We start from the raw sequence: 17,989 nt of genomic DNA, 5'->3' as shown, positions 1-17,989 counted from the left end.
CTATTCTACAGGGACAACGCGGGACGCGCAACCAGGTGGCGCACCCAGCGCGCGGGCGGGGCTACGCCAGGTCCCGCCACGCCTCGTTGACGAGGGCGGTCATGACGTGGTCTTCCCACACCCCGTTGATGCGCAGATAGCGCGCCGCCGTCCCCTCGATCGTGAACCCCAGGCGCTTGAGCAGCCCGCCGCTGCGCAGGTTGCGGGGCATGTAATTGGCCATGATGCGGTGCAGGTTGAGGTCCCCGAAAGCGTAGCCGATGAGCGCCTGCAGCGCCTCGCGCATGAGCCCGCGGCCCTCGTGCGTTCCCGCGATGTTGTAGCCTAGATAGCATGCTTGGAAAACGCCGCGGATGATGCTGCTCAAGTTCGCCGAGCCGATGACGGTGCGGTCGTCGAGCTCGTACAGGAACGTCTTGCACGAGTGGCCGGTGTCGAACTCATCGCGCATCTGCTCGATCCAGCCCGCCCAGAACGTGTCGCTCATCATGGCGACCGTCAACGGAGTGAATTCGCGCATGTGCGGCTCGTCGTTCTTGTAGAACGCCGCGATCGCCGCTGCATCCTCGCGCCGCGGCGAGCGCACGATGAGCCGCTTCGTCCGAAGCACGCAACCGGACGTCATGGCGCTAGTATTGGATGAATGTCTTCACGTCGACACCCGGGAGCTTAGCTCGACCGTTGAGCGCCGCAAGCTCGATCAGAAACGCGAAGCCGACGATCGTGCCGCCGAGCCGGTCGACCATCTCGCGCACCGCGGCGGCGGTGCCGCCGGTCGCGAGCAAGTCGTCCACGACGAGCACGCGATGGCCGCGCGCGATGGCGTCGTTGTGCATCTCAAGCGTATTCGTGCCGTATTCGAGCGCGTAGTCGACGCTGATCTTCTCAAAGGGCAGCTTGCCGGGCTTGCGCACCGGCACGAACCCGGCACCGAGTTTGTACGCGATCGGCGTGCCCAGGATGTAACCGCGCGCTTCGATGCCGACGACGGCGTCGATCTTCTGCGTCTGATACGGCGCCGCCATGATGTCGATGGCGGCACGCAGCGCCTGCGGGTCTTGCAGCACGGGCGTGATATCGCGGAACAAGATGCCTGGTATTGGGAAATCGGGGATGGAGCGGATCTTGGCCTTGAGGTCAGATACGTTCATGGCGGGCGTGTTCTCCGAGGAAACGGGCCCGCCATTCTTCAAGTCAGGGCGCCTTGCGTCATCGTCAGTCTCGATGAGGGCGGTTCATGGCTAAGAGGAAGGCGCGCGGCGTGCTGGAGCGCTATGCGGACGTGCCGACTGCGGCGCAACGCTACGAAGCGGGCAAAGCGTTGCGCGTCAAAGCCCCCCGCTCCGCCCACGCTGTCTGGGAGACGACGAGCAGACGCGACCCGATCGCGCTGTTCATCGAATTCAACAAGACGCGGCTGCCGGAACTCGTGCCCATCCGCTACGGGCGCATGGCGAGTTCGCCCTTCGCCTTTTTCCGCGGCTCGGCGGTCCTCATGGCGCACGATCTGAGCTCGACGCCGGTGTCAGGTATCAAGGCGCAGATCTGCGGCGATGCTCATCTCGCCAACTTCGGGCTGTTCGCCACCCCCGAGCGCAATGTGATCTTCGACGTGAACGACTTCGACGAGACGCTGCGCGGGCCGTGGGAATGGGATCTCAAGCGCCTGGCGGCGAGCTGCTTCATGGCCGCGCGCGGCAACGGGTTGCGCCGGCGCCAAAGCCGCGAAATCGCGCAGTTCGCGGCGCTTCATTACCGCACGCAGATGATCAGCCTGGCCAAGCTCGGCTATCTCGATGTGTGGTACTCGCGTCTGGACGTGCGCACAGCGCTGGCGATCGTGCCGCGCAGTTACGCGAACGCGGCCAAACACGAACAGCGGGCGTCGATCCAGCGCACGACGCATCACGGCTTCCCCAGCTTCGTGGTGCGCAAGGGCGGCACGTTCCGGATCCAAGACGAGGCGCCGCTTGTCACGCACCTGAGCGACCCCGAGCGCGCGCGAAGGCTCGTGCAAGATGTCATCCGCTATCGCGACACGTTGGAGAGCGACCGCCAGTTGCTGCTCAGCCGCTACCACATCGTCGATTTCGCGACCAAGGTGGTCGGCGTCGGCAGCGTGGGGACGCGCTGCTACGTCGCGCTGCTCATGGGGCGGGATAAGAACGATCCGCTGCTGCTTCAGATAAAGGAAGCGCAGGCCTCGGTGCTCGAGCGCTACGTGGGCAGGAGCCGGTATGCCAACCACGGCGAGCGCGTCGTGCACGGGCAGCGCCTCATGCAGGCCGCCAGCGACATGTTCTTGGGCTGGGCGCGCGGGCTGCACTACGACTATTACGTGCGCCAGATGCGCGACATGAAATACTCCGCCGCCGTGCAGACCATGAACCGGCGCGATCTGGCCGAGTATGCGGCGCTGTGCGGGCGCACGCTGGCGCGCGCGCATGCGCGCTCGGGCGATCCCTCCATGATCGCCGGCTATCTGGGCAACGGCGACGCGCTCGACCGGGCGTTAGGCGAGTTCGCGGAGTCGTACGCGGCGCAAAACGAGCAGGATTACGACGCGCTGCTCGAAGCGATCCGCACCAAGCGGATCAAAGCGAGCCACAACCTGTAACGGTCACTCGCGCGGCTTGCGTGCGACGATTTCGAGTTTCGTGCCTGCTGGGTCCTCGAAGAAGATCGCTGGGTATTCCTCCATCGATTCCGACCGTTCGATGGCCGCTGCACCGATCTCGCGCAGGAACTCTTCCCAGCGCGGCAGCTCTGCCAATTCAGCGCGGAAGGCGATGCGCGTGAGCGTGGGCGTCATTGCCGGATCCTCGATGAAGCCGATGAAGAAGGCCGCCCGCCCGACCGGCGACGCTTCGAAGTATTCGGCCACATTGTGGATCTGGCCAGGCTTGAGCTCATGCCAATCGCCGGCGGCGTCGACGAACGAGTGCCGCTTCGTGGGTAGGCCCAGCTCGTGCATGAGCCGATCGTAGAACGGCTCGACGGCTGCAAGCGAGCGCACTCTCGTATCGATGTGGTCAAAGCCTAGGAATTTGGACATAGCCGGGTTTTCGGGGCTCCTTCCCAGACCCCTAGACACGACCGTGTGCGGCTGCACCCGAACCCCTTTACGCCCGACGAGGAAGCGTGATAAGGGGTTCGCACCTGTCCTTGGGGGGGGGAATCATCATGGATTTGAGCGCAACCGCTACGGTTTCTGACGCGCACCGCGTCGTCTTCGGTGTCTACCGCGATGGCGACAACAATCTCGACGCGGTCCAAGAGCGAAATGTCACAGATTTTGTTCGCGAGACCAAGTCGAATCCGGCGCTCAAGGTCGTCGCCGAAGACACGACTGCGGTGCCGCGTGCGCCTTTTCACAACGGCGAACTGCGCACCGAGTGGTCGACGATTCAAGACGGCGCCCAGCACGTCGTGCGTATCGAATCGCCCCGCGATATGAGCAGCCGGGCAACGCTCGCGGCATTCGTGAATCGAACGCTTGAGGCGCGCGCAGGCGACCCCAATTTCCGGAAGGCCGATGTCTGGCTGGATCTCGTCGACCATGGCGCCGGCGACGGCGGAGGACTCGAAAGCGACAGCCACGGCGGTGCGTGCATGCCCATGGAAGACATCGCGGGAGCCATCGCCGATGGCAAGGCGCAATTCCTCAAGAAACACCCTGGAGCTGATGCCTCGGTGACCGGTGTGCTGGCAAACCAATGTCTTATGGCCACGCTCGGTTTCGCGGACGCGTTGTCGCAGGCCGGCGTTCGCTATTTGGCCGCGTCGCCCGAGACGATGATCGCGCCCGGAGCGCCCTCGGCCAAAATCGCGAACGCGCTTACCACCGGCGGTGATTGGGCGTCGAGCGTCGTCGACACGACGATGAAGGCTCGCTACGGCAGCGATTCTTCCACGTACCATCCTGCGGCGGCGTTCGACGTTTTCGATCTTGCCCCAGACAAGATCGCCGCCGTTCGCACGGCTGTCACGAACCTCAACGACTCAGTCGTCGCTCTTCCGCATACACAGGATGGACGCGATCTCTTGCACGACATCAGGTCCGACATCAGATCGGTCCCGGGGATGGCGCGTTTCGACCACACATCTGACATGATCTATCACGCGGACCGCCCGGCCGAGGCCGTCTATGGCAAGATCAGCGCGGATACGCGCTTGCCGTCGGCCGTTCGCAGCGCGGCTGGGCGCGCGCAACAGGCGGTCGGTGCGATCGTGCTGGCCCACGGGGAGTACGGCTGGTCTGAGCCCATGCACGCCAGCTATGCCGATGCGGCGGGCCCGACCGCCCATATACCGCTTTCGCCCGATCAGTATGATCCTTGGTCAGGTAATGGCGTGAGTGAGACGAATAACTCGTTCTTCAATGCCGTTCACGCCCGCGAACTTGCCCGCGCGATCGGCGCATACAGCGCAGCAGATGACCGGGTCGCGCTCGTCGCCTAGAAAATGCCGAAAAGCCGGACCTGGTCGGCGAGCTGCGCGTTGCAGCAGCGCCGGTAGAACTCGATGGGTCCGACTCGGGGTATCACGGCACGAGTGTAACCGAGCCGTTTGATCGATTCCAGTGCTCTGCGCGTCAACACGCAACCGATATGCTTGCCGCGCAACGCCGGGTTGACGCCCACGGGACCGAAAATGCCAACATCGTTCTGATGTGACCACGCCCGCAGCCACCACCAGCGATAGTGGCGTTGCTCATAACTCGCGAAGCCGACAATGGCCCCAGCTCTATCCCGGGCAAACCAGTTCCAGGCGTAGTACGCTTCTTTCGCCCACGTGGGCGTGAACGTGCGCCGGATCCACGCTTGTTCTTCGCGATCGGCGCCGCGCTTATTCACCAGTGTGATGCCCGATCGTGCGAGGGCGGCCTCGTCGTCCGCCGTGTCGAGCGGCGCGTGCGCAAGCTCGACCACCATGTTCGTGACCATCGCTGCCCCGCGATCTAATCGGCTGGTTCGAGGTGGATCAAGACGTGGGCTAACGGCATCTGCTGCTTGATGTCGAGCACGATCGTATCTGACAGATCGTGCGCTTGTCGAAGCGGCGTACCGCCGGGCATCTGTAGGTGGAAGTCGATGAACTCGCCGCCCCCGGAGCGGCGCGTGCGCAGCTTGTGGTAGCTGACGAAAATGTCCTTGTGGCGCTCGATGATCTCGCGAACGCGAGCTTCGTCTTGGGGCGGCAAGCGCTGATCGGTCAGCTCTACGAACGCGCGCACGGTCAGGTCGTAGGCGGAGTGCGCGATGACGCCTGCGACGACCAGCGAGAAAATCGGGTCGAGGATCGTCAACCCGGTCAGTTTTATCGTCAACAGGATGATCGCCACGCCCCCAGCGGTCCATACGTCGGCCCGCAGCTCAGCCGCTTGCGCCGCCAATGCAGGAGAACGCTCGCGTTCGGCGGCTGCCGCGACTCGGCTGGACACGAAGATGTTGAGAACCCCGGATGCGAGCATCACCGCGATGCCGAGATCTAGATGTTGCACCGAGGCGCCGCTGCGCAGCCGGGCAACAGCCTCGACGACGATAAGCGTCGCGATGGCGAGGATGAATACGGCTTGCAGCGCGGCTGAGATGTTCTCGTACTTGCCGTGACCGTACGCGTGGTCGTGATCGGCGGGGCGCGCAGCGGCGCGGATCGAGAAGAACTGGACGATCGTCATGAATAGGTCGGCGGCGGAGTGCACGGCCTCAGACAAGACGCTGACCGAACCGGAGACGAGCCAGACCGCTAGCTTCGCTATCACGAGCAGCGCGTTGGTCGTGAACGGCAGCCGCAGTGCGCGCAAGCGGGCATCGCCCGCTTGCGCGATGACCTCAGCTCTGGTTGTCGGGTTCGGCTTCGCCGGTGGCGTCGCCATCCTCGGTCTCCGTGAGCACGCCGCCGTCGTCCGAAGCCGGCCAGTCGGTGCTCTCCAAGCCCTGGCGCTTGCGCCGATAGCGGGGCGGCGGCGCGACGGGCCGTTTTGGTTTCGGCGCAACCTTGCGCGTCGCCGCCGACGTGGGTCCAGGAGCGGCGATGGCTGCGCTTTCGGTGGCGACGGCGGCCGCGCGCTCCGACGCGCGCCGGCGCAAGTCGAAGTTCTTCCAGATGACGAGCAGCGGGCTGGCGATGAAGATCGACGAGTATGCACCGCTGATGACGCCGACGAGCAGCGCGAATGCGAAGTTCTTGAGCGTATCGCCGCCGAACAGGAGCAGCGCGACGAGCACGATCACGACGGTGACCAGCGTGTTCACCGAACGCGTCATGGTCTGCAGCAGCGAGGTGTTCACCATCTTGTCGTAGGGCACGTCCGGCATGAGCCGGCCGTTCTCGCGGATCCGGTCGAAGATGACGATCGAATCCATGACCGAGTAACCGATGACCGTCAGCAGCGCTGCGAGGAATGCGTCGTCCGCCTTGCGGTTCGCGATGGCGTAGATGCCGACCATGACGAGCACGTCATGGATGAGCGCAAGATCGGCGACGATGCCGAAGCGCAGCTGATTGCCGAAGCGGAACGCGATATACAGAAGTTGCAGGAAGAGCGCCAGCGCCAACGCGGCCAGCGAGTTGTTGAGATATTCCTTCGAGAGCGAAGGCCCGACCGCGGTGATCTGGCTCTGGCTGCGATCGACCGTGAGCCCTGCTTTGTCCAACGCCGCGAACACCGGACCTGGATCGGCGATCGAGGACTGGCTCGAGATGATGGCGCGGTCGTTGGGCGCGGCGTCGCCGGCTTTGGTCGCGAGTTGGATGCTCGCTTCGCCTTTGCGCAATGGCTCGAGCGAGGCGTTCAACTCCGCGTTGCCCGACGCTTGGCTGCCGACGCCCGGCGTCTCGGGGACGACGACGCCCCGCAGCGCCTGCTGGATCTGGCTTTCCGTGACGGAGCGGGTGAATTTGACATCGATCGTCGTGCCGCCCGTGAACGAGAGACCGAGCGGCAGTCCGTGATGGATGATGAGCGCGATAATCCCTGCGACGATGACCGTACCGGAGAGCGCGAACCAGTACCGCCGCTGTCCGATGATGTCCCAATTGAGATTGCGGAAGAACATCGCGCCCTATGCTCCGTACACGGCTGGCGCGGTGGCGACGTCGCTGTCGACGACGGCGTCCATGAACGCGCGCGTGATGTAGACCGCGGTGAACAGCGAGAACACCGTGCCCCACAGCAGCGTGAAGGCAAAGCCTTTGACCGTTCCGGTCCCTAGTGCATAGAGCACGAGCGCGCCGACGATCGTCGTGACGTGGGAATCGAACACCGTCCAAAACGCGCGCTTGAAGCCCACGGTGACGGCCGCGCGTATCGTGCGTCCGGCCCACAGCTCTTCCTTCAGCCGTTCGAAGATCAGCACGTTTGCGTCGACCGCCATACCGATCGAGAGCACGAAGCCGGCGATACCCGGCAGTGTGAGGACGACGCCGACCAGCACGACGTAGGCGAGCATCATGAAGCAGTAGACGACGAGCGCGATGTCAGCCAAGAATCCAGGCAGCCGGTAGAACGCCAACATGAACAGCAGGACGAGCGCCAGGCCGACCAGTGATGCGACGAGCGACTTCTCCAGGTCTATCTGGCCGAGCGTCGGGCCGACGTTCTCGATCTCGATGATCTTGGTCGGCACTTTGAGCGCGCCCGCGCTCAACTCGTTGGCGAGCGTGACGGCTTCTTGCTGCGTGAAGTTGCCCGTGATCTGGCCGCTCGAGCTGATCGCCCCTTGGATGACCGGGCCCGAGATGAACTGCTTGTCCAGAAAGATCGGCAGCGGCTTGCCGATGTTCTTGCTCGTCCAGTCGTAGAATTTTTTCGCGCCCGCGGCGTTGAGCGTGAAATTGACGACCTGCTGGGTACCGACTTGCGAGATGCCGGCGGTGGCGCTGGACATATCCGCGCCGGTGATGATGGGCGGGCCTGAATCTTTGTACGCGCCGCTCTGCGCGTAGCTCTTGTCGGGCTGTCCTTGCAGCGACGCATACGCGCGCGCGGTCTGCTCCGCGTTGAGCGGGCGCATCTCGAGGACGGCCGCCTGGCGTATCAGGGCTATCGCTTGCTCTGGATTCTTCAAGCCGGGCATCTCGATGTTGATCCGGTCGGCGCCGACCTTTTCGAACGTGAGCTCGCTGACGCCCAGACCGCCGAGACGCTGCTGCAGCACGAGCTGCTCTTCGTTGAGGATATCCGGCGTGATCTTGGGCACCGTATCCGTGGGCTCGAGCTGGACGAGCGCGCGCAGACCGCCCTGAAGGTCGAGGCCCAGTTTGATCTTCTGCTGCAGCGGGCTGAACGCGAAATAGCACCCGACGCAGATGGCAAGGATGATGGCAAGTTTAATCGGGTTCTTCCAGCGAAACCAGAACATCGGGGCCTTTCAGGACGCGAAAATGCGGCCCAGAGCGATTCGCCAGCCGCAGTGCCAACCCTTATTCACGCGGGCGGGCAGGGGCGTCCTGCAGCGACGCGCGAGCGGCTACCGCCATCTACGACAATTCCGGCTGCTCGATCGTGGCTTTGATTTCGACCGCGAAGCCGGGAGCGATTTCGGCGAGGCTCAGCACGCAGATGCGAGCGCCGCATGACTCCACGAATCGGGCGAGCGGCAGCCGCACGCCGGGTGCGCAGACGAGTGCCGCCGGCTGAACCCTTTCCAGCACCGTCGCCAATGAGGTCGCTAAGGCCGAGGCGGCGATCGGTTCAAGACCAAGCCCGATGCCCCGTTCGGTCACGGTGGTCGCGGCGAACAACGCCCCCTCGGCGCCCGTCGAGAGCGCCACCGCGCTGATGACGCCGGCGGCGTCGCTCAACGACGCGCAAATAGCCGGCGCTAGCCGCCGCCGAACCGCTTCGCCGATCGTGGGCACATCTTTTGTGCGCTCAGCCTCATCGGCGATCGTCTCGAGAATCGCGACCAGATCTCGGATTGAGACGCGTTCGCGTGCCAGGTGCTGCAGCACCCGTTGGACGAGGCCGAGACCGACGAGGTCCGGCACGACTCCTTTGATGGCGGCCGGGTTGACTCGACGCACGTGATCCAACAACCATTGCACTTCTTGTCTTCCGAGCAGGGTGGCGGCGTGCTCGCGCGCCACCATGCCAAGCTTGCTCGTCAAGACCGCAATCGGGTCGACGCTCATCGCTGCGGCGTGCGGCGGCACGTTCTGGTCGGGAGACGACCACTTGGCATCGTGGCCCGTCACCGGATCTTCGACGGTCTCACCACGCAGCTGCGAGAGCGCTGCGGGCGTGCCGATAAGAAGCGCACGGTCGGCATGCAATTGTCCGCGAGCGACGACTCTGTCGCGCACTCGGATCGCGAAGCATCGCTCCGGCAGACGAAGGTCGTCTCTGACGTGGACGCCCGGCAAGACGATTCCGAGCTCCAGCGCGAGCGCTCGCCTGAGGCCGCCGATCCGTTGCAGCAACGCGCTGCCTGCCGGCTCTTCCAGCAGCGGCAACAGCGCCTCGCCGAGATCGATCCCGAGCTGTTCGACGCCCACCAACGTCACGGCGCCTTCTGGTCTGCTCGCATCGGCACGGCGGCGCTGTCGTTCACCGTCCAGGGCCGCGGCTCGACGCGCTTGGTCGGCCTGATGCGCGATGCGGCCGCCCACGAGTCCAAGCACTCCGAGCACGCCGAATGCGCCGTGCGGCAAGCCTGGGACGAGCGCCAGACCGAGCATCGATGCGCCGACCGTACGCAGCGCGGCCGGATGCGAAATAGCCTGCCGCAACAAGTCTTCACCCAGGCTTTGCTCGGACGACGCACGCGTGACGATGACTCCCATCGCGGTCGAAAACAAGAACGCTGGGACTGTCGTCGCGAGGGCGTTGCCGACGGAGAGCAGCGTGAACGTCGACGCGGCGAGCGCGATATCCATGTGTTTGGCGATGACACCGATGCCGATGCCTGCGACGATGTTGACTCCCACGATGATGAGCGCGGCGATCGCATCGCCGCGCACGAACTTGCCTGCTCCGTCCATCGCTCCGTAGAAATCTGCCTCGGCCTGGATCGCCGCGCGTTTGCGCTTGGCGTCGGCCGCGTCGATGATGCCGGCGTGAAGATCGGCGTCGACCGCCATCTGTTTGCCAGGCATCGCATCCAAGGTGAAGCGCGCCGCCACCTCTGCCACCCGTTGTGCCCCATTGGTGACGACGACGAGCTGCACGACGATGAGAATCACGAACATCAGCATGCCGACGACGACGCTGCCGCGCATCACGAAATCGCCGAATGCCGGGATGACCGTGCCGACGCCGCCCGGTTCACCCCCCTGGGTGAGGATAAGCCGCGTCGCTGACACGTCCAGACTAAGGCGGAAGAGCGTCGCGACCAACAGCAGCGTCGGAAAGGTCGCGAACTCAAGCGCATCCTTAAGGGTGAGTGCGACGACGAGGACCGCTGCGGCGATCATGATATCGAGCGCGAGGAGCATGTCGAGCAGCCATGGCGGCAGGGGCACGATCAGCATCGCCACGATCGCCAGCACGGCGACCGCGAAGGCCGCGCCCGCCGAGGACGCGGATCGGGTCATTCGCGCTCGTCGCCGAGCAAGCGGCCGCGCGTCTGGATGAGCAGGGCGAAAATGGCTGCGACGGCCGCGTACGATTCCTCGGGGATCGGCTCGCCCAATGCAGCTCGCGCGTAAAGCGTTCGCGCGAGCTGCGGCGACTCGATCACGGGTATGTCGTTGAGAGCCGCAACGGAACGAACGAGGATGGCGGCGAGATCGGCGCCGCGTGAGACAACCACCGGCACGTCGATCTGCGGCGGCGCGTAGCGTAGCGCCACAGCGACGTGCGTGGGATTTGCGATGACGGCGGTCGCTTTTCGAATAGCGCCCACGCGCACATCACGCACCGACTTGGCAGACGCCCGCCGACGCGCGCGCGTTTCCGGGCGCCCTTCCATTTCGGCGCGCTCCTCGCGGACCTCGTGCGTAGACATCCTAAGCATTCGCATCATGCGACCGCGGGTTCGCACGACGTCGATCAGTGCGAAGATGAATAGGACCGAGCAGACGTGCGACCATGCATGAAAGAGCGCTGCGTTGAAGCCTGCGAGCATCGCTTGGAGCGACCGGGTCGCCGCGAGTGCCATCAGGTCGCGCGCTGCGGGCCACGCCGCCCATCCGACCGCGATCGTGGCGCTCATCGCCAATGCAACCGAGTACGCTCCGTCAGAGCCCACGAGCTGGCGCAGGCCCGACGCCCAGGATAGCCTGTCGAGACGCGGACGCAACGCAGCGAACGAAATGCCCAGCGCTCCGCTCGCCGCAGACGACGCGGTCGCAGCGACGCAGGCAGCCGCCCACGCCGCCGTCACGATGAGCCAGCCGGTCTTCCAGCGCAACCATGCGCCGGTCAGCACGAGCGGGGAGAGATTCTCGTTGTGCATCCGAACGGCCATGAGCGCAGTCTCTCGGCTCAGGTCGCTCCAGCTCGCGACTAGTTGCGTCGCCGCCCATGCGGGCAGCGCAGAGATCAGGGCCAGCAGCGCTGCGGATGCATAGGTGCTGTGAGCCCACCGGCCTTCAGCACGGGTTTTTGCCAAGCGCTTCGGCGTTGGTGCTTCGGTTCGCTCGCCGTGGCTCACAGGTGTCGCACGACATGAGATGTCGCGATCGCGAGGTTCCGAAGCACGAGCAGTGTCGAACCCGCCCCAGCGATCACGGTGCACAGGGCAAGAGGCGAACCCAGTGCGGGCACGAGCAGCATCCCGCTGGATCTCGGTGCGACTCGCGCGACTATCCCGGAGAACATGGTCGCGAGCGCGTTGGCGCACAGCGGCGGCAAAGCGAGCACCGCCGCAACCTCGAAAGCGACGCGAGCTAGGCCTGTGGCGCCGACGGCGCTTACGTGCACCTCCAGCGTCGACGCCAACCCGGCGACGCCCACCATCAGATGGGCTAGCGCTCCACTCGAGCACAACGCGTAGCCGAACGCTAGCGGTAACACCAAGGCAAACGGACCAGTTCCATCGCCCGGCGTCTGGGCAGCCGAGAGACCGCCACCAATCGCGTGATCGACAAGGGAACCGGCTGCGCCAGCCGCGGAGGCCAAGACGGACGCGCTCAGCCCGATTGCAGCACCGATGGCCGCCGCAAGCAAGGCCTGTTCTGCCAGTTCAAGGTTTGAATGCGAAACGCTGGCCAGATGCATGGCGAAAAGCGGCGCCATCGCGAGCGCGATCCCAACCCGGACGATGTTGGGAACGGCGTTCGCGTTCCCCAAGGGCAGAGTCGCCGCAAACGCCGCGCTTGACGCGAATCCGATCGCGAAACTGGCGTCGGATGGCGGCAGCCCCATTCTAAAGGCCGAGAAGGCGCGGAATCCCCGCCGCGACCGATGAGAACAGCCGAACCAAGAGCATCAACGCGGGTGCTCCCGCTACTGTGATAAGGAGGGCCACGATGAGCAGTTTGGGGAGAAATGCGACGTTTTGATCCTGCACTTGCACGATCGTCTGGATCGCTCCGGTGACGACTCCCGTCATGGCGACGGCCGCGACGAGCGGCACCGATATCAGCAGCGCCGTTTCGAGCGCGCGAGCCATCAGCTCGGCCGCCGCGTGTTCCACTACCGAAACGACTGGATGAGCGCGCCGCATACCACGCTCCAGCCGTCCGAGGCGATGAATAGCAGTAGCTTCAGCGGCAAAGCGATCGTCGTGGGCGACACCATGAACATCCCGAGCGACATCATGACGGCAGCGACGACTATGTCGATCGCCGCAAATGGCAACGCAAACGCGAAACCCATCGCAAACGCAGCGCGCAGCTCGCTCACCATGAACGCCGGGGCAACGACCGACAGCGGAGGGTTCCGGCGCACGTCCTGATCCTCGGCTCCCCCTGCGGAACCGCCGCGGGCGTAGCGTTCGAATACTCGTATGTCGGCGGCGCGCGTCTGTCGTAGCATGAAGCGTTTCAGCACATCCGAACCGCGTTGCAGGGCGGTACTCGTCGTGATCCTGTGCTGGGCGTACGGCGCGATTACCTCAACGCGGATGCGCGTGAGCGTCGGCGACATGATCACCACGCTGAGCATGATCGCGAGAGCGGCGATCACGGAGTTCGGGGGTAGCCCGGGAGTGCCGAGCGAGGCGCGCACTAATCCCAGCACGACGATGATGCGCGTGAACGATGTCGCGGCGACGGCCAGCAGCGGTATGAGGCTAAGGCCGAACAATACCATCAAGAGATCGAGCGGCGACGCTCCCGCCGAGGTCACCGACACGGCGTGGGACAACCCGGTCATGTGGTGCCTCCCTCCGCGCCAGCGTGAACGGAGCGGACCTCGATCGCCAGCATTCCGTCCTCAAGCTCGACGATATCTCCGACCGCCACCACCACCCCATTGACCATCAGGTCGACGGGTGAGTCCGCGCCAACCCCGAGTGGAACGACTGTTCCCTCCGCGAATGCAAGGACGTCGCTCACGCTGCAGCGGGCACATCCGACCGAAACGGACACTGTCACTTCGATGTCGCCAAGCGAGGCCAGTGTGAGCGGCGCAGGAGTACTCATGGCCACGGACTTCTCCGTGTGTCGCCATTGAGGCGAATCGCTCGGCGGCCGCTCACGGCGCCAAGGGCGCCGGACATCACGGGACCACCCTCGATCTGCAAGAGCGCCGACGCCGAAGTCGCTTCGACGTCGAGAGCCAGTGTCGACCCCGGCCGCAACGCGGCGAGACAGCCGATCGTGATGCGAAGCGGTGCCAAGCGCCCTTGCAGCGTGAGGGGCACCTCATCGACGCGCGGTATCGGTCCGACGCTGGCTTCGACATCCGCTTTGACGTAGAGGTCGAGCCGCGCGTTTCGCGAGGCGGCGTGCACGTTGATGGCGCCATGCCACGCTTCCTCATCATCGATGTCTAGGCTGGTGACTTCATTCCATGATGAAGCCGACGTGGATAACAAGCGCTCGACCCATTCGGCTACGATGGTCTTCTCAACCGCAGTCGGCACGACCGCACCGGGTCCATCGAGGACCCATTCCAGTAGAGCGCGCTGTGATTCTTCATCGACGGTGCACCAGATGATTCGCTCCTCCTCTTCGTGCCGCCAGGCTCTACGTGTGTCATTGATGGCGGGCACGTACCGGCGCTCCAGCGGGCTAAGCGTGACCTCGGATTCATCGTGCAAGAAATCCGAGGCGCGTGAGGCCGCTGCTCGTCCGATACGGCCGAGTATCAGGGGGCCGCGATCGACTTCAGCCGGCCGCCGCCTTGTGCGCTTGCGCCACGACGGCAGACGCAACCGAGCGCCGGCGCCCGGCGTCATCGGACAAGCCCCAATGCTGTGCGCACGCACCCATCAGCGGCGCTCGCGAGGGCTATCTCGAGCTCTCCTCTGCGTCGCAACATCCACAGTTTTCGCAGATCACCTTCGATGTCGACGGCGCCGGCTGCGACGACGTGAAGATGCAGCGTTCCCGCCCCACCCACGCCCGGTGCGGATAACGTGGGTTTTCCGGCGGACCGAGTTGCACTGAACGCCGAATCGCCGGATCGCTCGAGGCGTTCCGGCACGGGAAACGTCGCAAGAACGAGTCTTGCTATCGGAACGGTCGTGTCTCGGTGGCGCCCCGTTCGCTTTTGCTGGCGCTGTTCGATCCCTAAGAGCCGACCTTGCTCGTCGAACCGGTAAGACGCGAATCTCTTTGATTGCAAGTCCGGGCGCGGCACGCAGATCGGCTGCACGGACTCGTCTGCACCACCGAATGAGAGCGATCGACCCATCACGCTACGACCAGCGCCGTCGACAAGACGTCCGTCGGCGTCGATCCGAAAATCGCCCAGGCGAGTGTACAGCGTCCGCGTGCCCTCTCGAACGACGAACAGCCCGGGGCCGTCCACAGCCACCGCCAAAGACGTCGTGCCGGGCACGAATCGATCGGCGCCCGTTTGCAAGCCGGCGTCGACGAGAACACCGGCGTGGCGGTCGACGGCGTCGCCGGCTGCGCCCGGAATCGCCGCGCGCCGCAGGTCGGCCGCGACACCGATGACTTCGTTGTCCACGTCGATCATCGGGCTCTCCCAGGGAGCTCACGGGTCGCAATGATTCGACCGGCTAGTGCGACGCCTTCCAACACCCGATCGTTCAACTTTACCGTAAAACGAATAGGCGTATCTCTTCTTGACCCAGCTCGCGGACAGCGCCTTGGGTGGCTCGCTGCGGAGGGGCGCCGCTGATGCGTCGCCGCAGGCGTTGATCCGCCGCTCGGAATCACAACGCGGCGTGATCCCTGCACTCTCCGTGGAGGAGGCGACGACACAACGCTCTCGTTCTGCGGGTGCTCTACGGCGCCGATGGACGTTTGCGGCGAGCAAGGACTGTGCGCGCGCAAGGGTATGTGTGCGGCAAAGGATGATCGCGCCTCACCCAATCCGTACGATGCGCGCTCGGCCATCGTCATCGACCCGCGTGAACGATACGCTCCATCAAAGACGAAGCTTGCATCGAGCTCGGCCATTGAAGACGGCACGGTCATCGGACCCATGAGGTGTCAAAGAGTACGAGCCGATCATTGCCGAGTTGTGAGCGAGACTTTAGAGAACTCGGGCTTCCATCGCCTTGAAGGTCGCGTACAATGAGGTGCCTTGCGCTATTTCCAGCGCTGCCAGTGAATGCGCGGTCACGCGGGCCGCGATGGGCGGCGTCGAGCCGAGGGTTACCCTGAAAGCGCCGCGGTCATGGACGATGCTCTCGACCGGCCCGTGAAGCACGTTGCGCGCAGACGTGGTCTGTGTGGTCGCTGACAACGTCACCGCATCCGGATCGAGGACCACGCTGATTTCGCCCTCGTGCTCCCCCTGAACGACAAGCGTGACGCCATCGACTTGCAGGTCGCTCGATCCGTCGCCCAGACTGCGCGCTTGACCGCGATATAGGTTAGTGCCGGCGAACGAGGCGACGTACGGTGTGGCGGGCCGATCTCGCAGCGCGGCGATATCACCTGATTGAACGACTCGTCCCTCCTCGACAACGACAAAGCGCCGCGCGAAGAGCAAGGCTTCCGCCGGATCGTGCGTGACCAGCACAGTCGCCGCGCCCGCCGCGGCGATCGCCCGGCGCAGGGCGTCGCGTACGAGGGGGCGCAGGCGGATATCGAGGGCGCTCAACGGTTCATCGAGCAGCAACAGCGCGGGCGCAAGCGCGACGGCCCGCGCAAGCGCGACGCGTTGTACCTCGCCGCTGGACAGCATGGAAGCCGGCCGCGCCGCGACATGCGCCCCGTCGACTACGTCGAGCGCCACGCGCGCCCTGGCGGCAGCGTAACTCGGCGCGACTCCGGAGGCGCGAAGCCCGAACTCGACGTTCGCGTGTGCCGACATGTGGCCGAACAGCGCGCCGCGAGCGAACACCAACGCGACATCACGCCGGTGTGCCGGCACGTACGCGCGGCTCGAGTCGTCGAACCACGTGTGGTCGTCGCAGCAGATGCGCCCGCGATCTGGACGCAGCAGGCCGGCGAGACAATAGAGCGCCGTCGTCTTCCCCGCGCCGCTTTGCCCGACCACCGCAACCGTTTCGCCCGCTTCAACATCGATCGCGAAGTTGAGCGCGAAGCCGTCGCGGCGCGCGCTGAAGTCAGCCGCCAGGCTCATTCCGTCACTCGCGACTGCATCATGCGTGCGCCGGCCAGCACGACGAACGAGACCAACAGCAGGATCAGCGAAATCGCGACCGCCGCGTCCAGATCGTCTTGCCCCTCGATGTAGACGGCGATCGGCATGGTCTGCGTGACGCCGGGGAGATTGCCGGCAAAGGTGATGGTCGCGCCGAACTCGCCGAGCGCCCGCGCCCATGCGAGCGCCAGCGCGGCGCCCAGTGCCGGCAGCGCGGGTGGGATGATGACGCGCCACGCGGTATAGGTAAAGGAAGCGCGCAGCGTGGCGGCGGCGTCCACGAGCTCCGGATCGATGCGTTGGAACGCGTTCGTCGCGGCGATGACGTAGAGCGGCGCCGCGACCAGCGTCTGCGCCATGATCACCGCGATTAGGGTGAACGAGATGTGGATGCCTGCGATGGCGAGCGCGTGGCCGAGCAAGCCGTTGCGGCCGAACGCGAGGAGCAGCGCCAGACCAGCGACCACCGGGGGCAACACGACAGGCAGCGAGACGAACGTCTCAAGCAGTTCGCGGCCCGGAAAGCGCCGCGAGAGCAGCAGCGCCAGCGGCGTGCCGCACACGAGTATGACGATCGCGCTGACAAGCGTGCTCTCAAGCGAGACGACAAGCGCTTGGCGCACGACCGCGCGCTGCAGCTCGGCGAAAAACCACCATGGCGTCGCCGAGGCGGGGCGATGCGCGAGCAGCCCGACGAGCGCAACCGCGACGAGCGCGAGCAGCAGTCCTGCGAACACCACGCCCGCCCCCGCGAGCGTTCCATCTCGCAGCGCGGCGCGCTGACTATGCGTGGCCGCGGAAGCCAAACGTCTGCAGCACGCTTTGGCCCTTCGCCGAGAGCACGTAATCGATGAAGCTTTGCGCGAGGTCTTTGTTCGCGCTCGCCTTCACGCTGACTATGGGATAGGTCGGGATCTCTTGATCCTGGTCGGGCACCGGAATGGCGATCAGGTGGGCGCCGCCCTCTTGGATCGCGTCCGTCGCATATACGAATCCAGCGTCCGCCTCGCCCAGCACGACCTTCTGGACAACGCTTTCGACGTTTTGCTCCTGCGTAGCGACGTTGTGCATGACTTGGTCGCCGTACCTTGGCCAATACGTCTTGTCCGCGCTCAACTTCTGCAGGGCGATACGCGTGTAGCGCCCGCACGGCACCTGCTCGGCGCAGAGCGCCAGTTTCAAGCCGTCGCGCGTGAGGTCGCGCAGCGAGCGCACGTTGACGTCGAATTGCGCGACCACGGCGAGACTGTTGCTGGTGAAATCGACCGGCGCGCCGACAAGCCCGGCGTCGACCGCCTTGCCCATCGAGCGCTGATCGGCGCTGGCGAAGACATCGGCGGGAGCGCCGTT

At 65.0% G+C, this 17,989-nt stretch carries 20 protein-coding genes; 2 read left to right on the top strand and 18 right to left on the bottom strand.

Features of this window, described 5'->3' with window-relative positions; all coding sequences use genetic code 11:
- Positions 1–61: 61 nt before the first annotated feature.
- Positions 62–610, bottom strand: a complete 549-nt coding sequence (locus VKF82_11720) for a GNAT family N-acetyltransferase (protein ID HME82724.1) — start codon at positions 608–610, stop codon at positions 62–64.
- Between the two features lie 19 nt (positions 611–629).
- A complete protein-coding gene (locus tag VKF82_11715) occupies positions 630–1,151 on the bottom strand; it encodes an adenine phosphoribosyltransferase (GenBank protein ID HME82723.1) in 522 nt (173 codons plus the stop codon).
- An 86-nt stretch (positions 1,152–1,237) separates the two neighbouring features.
- On the opposite strand from VKF82_11715, the gene VKF82_11710 reads away from it, so the two are divergent.
- Positions 1,238–2,617, top strand: a complete 1,380-nt coding sequence (locus VKF82_11710) for a DUF2252 domain-containing protein (protein HME82722.1) — start codon at positions 1,238–1,240, stop codon at positions 2,615–2,617.
- A gap of 3 nt (positions 2,618–2,620) precedes the next feature.
- Here VKF82_11710 and VKF82_11705 read toward each other — a convergent pair whose 3' ends face one another.
- Positions 2,621–3,055 carry a hypothetical protein gene (locus VKF82_11705; protein HME82721.1) on the bottom strand — a complete coding sequence of 145 codons (435 nt, stop codon included), beginning with the start codon at positions 3,053–3,055 and terminating at the stop codon, positions 2,621–2,623.
- Between the two features lie 134 nt (positions 3,056–3,189).
- Here VKF82_11705 and VKF82_11700 point away from each other — a divergent pair, with 134 nt between their 5' ends.
- The gene (locus VKF82_11700; protein HME82720.1) at positions 3,190–4,461 is read left to right on the top strand and encodes a hypothetical protein; all 1,272 of its coding nucleotides are present in this window, start codon (positions 3,190–3,192) and stop codon (positions 4,459–4,461) included.
- Here VKF82_11700 and VKF82_11695 read toward each other — a convergent pair.
- From VKF82_11695 to modA, 15 genes are all read right to left on the bottom strand, one after another.
- Positions 4,458–4,946 carry a GNAT family N-acetyltransferase gene (locus tag VKF82_11695; GenBank protein HME82719.1) on the bottom strand — a complete coding sequence of 163 codons (489 nt, stop codon included), beginning with the start codon at positions 4,944–4,946 and terminating at the stop codon, positions 4,458–4,460. The genes VKF82_11700 and VKF82_11695 overlap by 4 nt on opposite strands.
- Positions 4,947–4,960: 14 nt before the next feature.
- Positions 4,961–5,878, bottom strand: a complete 918-nt coding sequence (locus VKF82_11690) for a cation diffusion facilitator family transporter (protein HME82718.1) — start codon at positions 5,876–5,878, stop codon at positions 4,961–4,963.
- Positions 5,835–7,061, bottom strand: a complete 1,227-nt coding sequence (gene secF / locus VKF82_11685) for a protein translocase subunit SecF (protein ID HME82717.1) — start codon at positions 7,059–7,061, stop codon at positions 5,835–5,837. Before secF ends, VKF82_11690 begins: the two co-directional genes overlap by 44 nt.
- 6 nt (positions 7,062–7,067) lie before the next feature.
- Positions 7,068–8,366 carry a protein translocase subunit SecD gene (secD, locus tag VKF82_11680; GenBank protein ID HME82716.1) on the bottom strand — a complete coding sequence of 433 codons (1,299 nt, stop codon included), beginning with the start codon at positions 8,364–8,366 and terminating at the stop codon, positions 7,068–7,070.
- Positions 8,367–8,484: 118 nt separating this feature from the next.
- Positions 8,485–10,539, bottom strand: coding sequence for a flagellar biosynthesis protein FlhA (locus VKF82_11675; protein HME82715.1), 2,055 nt, complete (start codon positions 10,537–10,539; stop codon positions 8,485–8,487).
- On the bottom strand, positions 10,536–11,600 hold the full coding sequence (locus VKF82_11670; protein HME82714.1) for an EscU/YscU/HrcU family type III secretion system export apparatus switch protein: 1,065 nt from the start codon (positions 11,598–11,600) through the stop codon (positions 10,536–10,538). Before VKF82_11670 ends, VKF82_11675 begins: the two co-directional genes overlap by 4 nt.
- Entirely contained in the window at positions 11,597–12,313 is a 717-nt protein-coding gene (locus VKF82_11665; GenBank protein HME82713.1) for a flagellar biosynthetic protein FliR, read from the bottom strand. Before VKF82_11665 ends, VKF82_11670 begins: the two co-directional genes overlap by 4 nt.
- Position 12,314: 1 nt before the next feature.
- On the bottom strand, positions 12,315–12,584 hold the full coding sequence (locus tag VKF82_11660) for a flagellar biosynthetic protein FliQ (GenBank protein ID HME82712.1): 270 nt from the start codon (positions 12,582–12,584) through the stop codon (positions 12,315–12,317).
- Positions 12,584–13,264, bottom strand: a complete 681-nt coding sequence (locus VKF82_11655; protein ID HME82711.1) for a flagellar type III secretion system pore protein FliP — start codon at positions 13,262–13,264, stop codon at positions 12,584–12,586. Before VKF82_11655 ends, VKF82_11660 begins: the two co-directional genes overlap by 1 nt.
- Entirely contained in the window at positions 13,261–13,533 is a 273-nt protein-coding gene (locus VKF82_11650) for a FliM/FliN family flagellar motor switch protein (GenBank protein HME82710.1), read from the bottom strand. The genes VKF82_11655 and VKF82_11650 overlap by 4 nt, the downstream gene beginning before the upstream one ends.
- Positions 13,530–14,153: a FliM/FliN family flagellar motor switch protein gene (locus VKF82_11645; GenBank protein HME82709.1), complete on the bottom strand. Its 624-nt coding sequence runs from the start codon at positions 14,151–14,153 to the stop codon at positions 13,530–13,532. Before VKF82_11645 ends, VKF82_11650 begins: the two co-directional genes overlap by 4 nt.
- A gap of 134 nt (positions 14,154–14,287) precedes the next feature.
- Entirely contained in the window at positions 14,288–15,037 is a 750-nt protein-coding gene (locus VKF82_11640; protein ID HME82708.1) for a hypothetical protein, read from the bottom strand.
- 522 nt (positions 15,038–15,559) lie between these two features.
- Entirely contained in the window at positions 15,560–16,618 is a 1,059-nt protein-coding gene (locus tag VKF82_11635) for an ABC transporter ATP-binding protein (protein ID HME82707.1), read from the bottom strand.
- Positions 16,615–17,445 (bottom strand): ABC transporter permease, encoded by an 831-nt coding sequence (locus VKF82_11630; protein ID HME82706.1) that lies wholly within the window; start codon positions 17,443–17,445, stop codon positions 16,615–16,617. Before VKF82_11630 ends, VKF82_11635 begins: the two co-directional genes overlap by 4 nt.
- Positions 17,423–17,989, bottom strand: a 567-nt coding sequence (gene modA / locus VKF82_11625; GenBank protein HME82705.1) for a molybdate ABC transporter substrate-binding protein, incomplete at its 5' end; no start/stop codon positions are given. The genes modA and VKF82_11630, both read right to left, overlap by 23 nt.

Source organism: Candidatus Eremiobacteraceae bacterium (assembly GCA_035314825.1).
Classification (GTDB): Bacteria; Vulcanimicrobiota; Vulcanimicrobiia; order Eremiobacterales; family Eremiobacteraceae; genus JAFAHD01.
The sequence above is the reverse complement of the archived record's forward strand: the minus strand, read 5'-3'. Positions and strand labels throughout refer to the sequence as shown.